General features: G+C 67.1%; 2 protein-coding genes. Both read left to right on the top strand.

Annotated elements, in window-relative coordinates:
• Positions 1-2,143: cobaltochelatase subunit CobN (locus VGS97_RS22980; protein WP_326855703.1), on the top strand; the 2,143-nt coding region annotated here is incomplete at its 5' end.
• A 106-nt stretch (positions 2,144-2,249) separates the two neighbouring features.
• Entirely contained in the window at positions 2,250-3,011 is a 762-nt protein-coding gene (locus VGS97_RS22975; protein WP_326855702.1) for a Uma2 family endonuclease, read from the top strand.
• The last annotated feature ends 317 nt before the right edge of the window (positions 3,012-3,328 follow it).

The following is a 3,328-nucleotide window of genomic DNA, read 5'->3' as shown; positions in this document are numbered from 1 at the left end:
CCCCGGCGAGGGTACCCAGGCCAAGCGCCGCGCCCACGCGGCCGTCGTCGACTACCTCATCCCGCCGATGGCCCGCGCCGACAGCTACGGCGACCTGGCGAAGCTTGAGCAACTGCTCGACGAGTACGCCACCGTCCAGGCCCTCGACCCGACCAAGACCCCCGTACTGCGCACGCAGATCTGGGAACTGATCACCACCGCGCAGCTGCACCACGACCTGCATCAGGACTCGATGCCCGCCGCGGACGCGTTCGACGACTTCGTCCTGCACGTCGACGGCTACCTGTGCGAGATCAAGGACGTGCAGATCCGCGACGGCCTGCACGTGCTCGGCCGCGCACCGGAGGGTGAGGAACTGGTCAACGACGTGCTCGCCATCCTGCGTGCCCGGCAGGTCTTCGGCGGCACGGCAGGGTTCGAAGGCCGTGGGGGAGCGCTTCCAGGCCTGCGCCGCGCCTTGGCCGACGCCCGCGGCCTGCCGGAGGACGCCGAAACCGACCCCGCCCACGTCGACGAGCTGGAAGCCGAAGCCAGAACCCTGATCGAGGCCCTGGCCGCCGCCGACTGGAACCCCGACGCCCTCCCAACCCTGCATCCCGCATCCCCCTCAGTCCCAGATAACAGGCCCAACGACCGTAAGGTCGCCAGTCCCGCCACCGCCAGTCCCGCCAGCCCTGTTACTGCCACCAGCGCCACCGAGGCCAGCCGCGCCCCTGCCACCGCCGCCGAGACTGTCACCGTCACCACCGCCGACGTTGCGGAAGTCACGAGCGTCAGCAGCAGCCTCATCACCACTCCCGACATCTCCGCCATCCTCCGCTTCGCTGCCCGCGAAGTCGTCCCGCGGTTGCGTCGCACCACCGACGAGATCGACAACATCCTGCGCGCCCTCGACGGCCGCTACGTTCCGGCCGGCCCCTCCGGCTCGCCGACCCGCGGCCTCGTCAACGTCCTGCCGACCGGCCGCAACTTCTACTCGGTGGACCCGAAGGCGATACCGTCGCGCAACGCCTACGACGTGGGCAGCGCGCTCGCCGAGTCCCTGCTTGCCCGGCATCTGGCCGATACGGGCTCCTATCCGCGCTCTGTGGGCATCACCGTGTGGGGCACCAGTGCGATGCGCACTCAGGGTGATGACATCGCCGAGATCCTCGCGCTGCTCGGCGTCGAACCGGTATGGGACGCCGCGTCACGCCGCGTCACCGGCTTCGAGATCATCCCCGCCGAACGGCTCGGACGCCCGCGCATCGACGTGACCGTGCGCATCTCAGGATTCTTCCGTGACGCGTTCCCGCACGTCGTCTCCCTCATCGACGACGCCATCCGCGCCGTAGCGGATCTCGACGAACCCGCCGAGGCCAACCATGTCAAGGCGCACGCCGACGCCGACCAAGCGGCCCACGGCGACCGTCGCCGTGCCACGACCCGCATCTTCGGTTCGAAACCCGGCGCGTACGGCGCCGGCCTGCTCCCGCTGATCGACGCGCGCAACTGGAGCAGCGACGCCGACCTCGCCGAGGTCTTCGCCGTGTGGGGCGGCTACGCCTACGGCCGCGAACTCGACGGCCGCGAAGCGCGCGCCGACATGGACGCCGCGTTCCGCCGCATCGAAGCCGCCGCGAAGAACCAGGACACCCGCGAACACGACATCGTCGACTCCGACGACTACTTCCAGTACCACGGCGGCATGGTCGCCTACGTCCGCGCCCTGACCGGAGCGTCCCCGGCCGCATACGTTGGCGACTCGGCTGTCCCCGATACAGTCAAGACCCGTACACTCGCCGAAGAGACCCACCGCGTCTTCCGCTCCCGCGTCGTCAACCCCAAGTGGATCGCGGCGATGCAGCGGCACGGCTACAAGGGCGCGTTCGAACTGGCCGCGACCGTCGACTACCTGTTCGGCTACGACGCGACAGCCGGCGTCGTGGATGACTGGATGTACGAGAAACTCGCCGCCGCCTACGTCTTCGACGAGACCAACGCCGAGTTCATGCGCCGATCCAACCCCTGGGCCCTGCGCGGCATCGCCGAGCGTCTGCTCGAAGCCGCCGACCGCAAGCTCTGGTCAGTGCCCGACCCCGACACCCTCGACCGCCTGCGCGACGTCTACCTCGACCTGGAGGGCGATCTCGAAGGCGACTAGACAGCACAGCGGATCATGGGTGGTGCGGTGAGCGAACCTTCACTCGAAGTGATGATCTCTCAAGTGATCGACGAGAGATGTGGGTAAAGCTCCCTAGAGTGGTTTCATGACCACGATCACAGAACGTCCAGCTACGCTGAGCGAGAAGCCCCGACGCGGCGGCTCACGCTCGGTCGACAGGAGGCGTGCCGTGGGAGTACCGGCGATGCTGCACGAGCAGCTCGAACTCTCCAAGCCAGCTTATGAGCTGTGGTTGGAAGGACAGCTGCACAAGGAACTCGGCATCCCGGACGACGGAAGAACTCGCATCGAGATCATTGGAGGCGAGATCGTCGTGTCTCCCGGCCCGCTGTTCCACCACGCCCGCATTGTCACGGACATTCAGACTGCATTCATCCTGAAGCAGGGGCCTGCACCGGACTACCCGTGGCGCTGCGTTCAAGTCATGGACTTCAACCTCCCCCGTATCGAGGATGGGTACATTCCTGACCTGATTGTGCTGCCTACGAGCGAGTACGAAGATCCGTCCAACGCGAATGCTCAGCATCTGACCGCGAAGAAGATTGGAATAGCGGTCGAGGTTACGTCCAAGTGGACCGCAGCGGATGACCGCGAGCCGGGGCGCAAGCGCGTCCGGCCCACCAAGTGGAACGGCTACGCTCATGAGGAGGTCGAGTACTACCTCCTCGTCGATCGGGCGCCGGACAAGGCGAAGGTGACATTGTTCACTGAGCCGAATCCTGCGCGCGGCATGTATCTCAGTGAGCAGTCCTGGGCGTTTGGTGAACCCGTCATGCTGCCGCAGCCGTTCGGCGTCGAGATCCCAACCAGCGCCTGGGAACCCTGGGAGGAGGATCAGGGGCAGTAGGGGTGTGAACCGGGCGTCGCCGTGCGGTTATGCTCTAGACGACGGCCTTGGAGGAATCCGGTGCTGGTCGGTCGGGCGCTGTGCTGCGGTTCGCAGACACGCGCGCGTCGGCCCAATCCGGAGCGGTCCCGCCACTGTGGGCGCAGCCGCGCGTCACCGTGTCACATGGTTGGCACGGTGCGCGACTCGCGAGCCAGGAACTCCCGGCCGTCCGATGTTCCCTATTTCGTTCGGGCGTGGGCTCCCGCGAGAAGGAAGGCACCTCACTGTGGCCATAGCCGCATCGACCGCGGCGGTTACCGGTTCCGCACACGCTG

The sequence above is a fragment of the Actinocrinis sp. genome (assembly GCF_035946395.1).
Taxonomy (GTDB): domain Bacteria; phylum Actinomycetota; class Actinomycetes; order Streptomycetales; family Catenulisporaceae; genus Actinocrinis.
Note: the sequence above shows the minus strand (reverse complement) of the source record. Positions and strands in the feature narration are given on the sequence as shown.

Excerpts from the sequence above, each read along its gene's own strand:
- VGS97_RS22975 (WP_326855702.1), top strand. The coding sequence starts at position 2,250 with ATGACCACGATCACAGAACGTCCAGCTACGCTGAGCGAGAAGCCCCGA.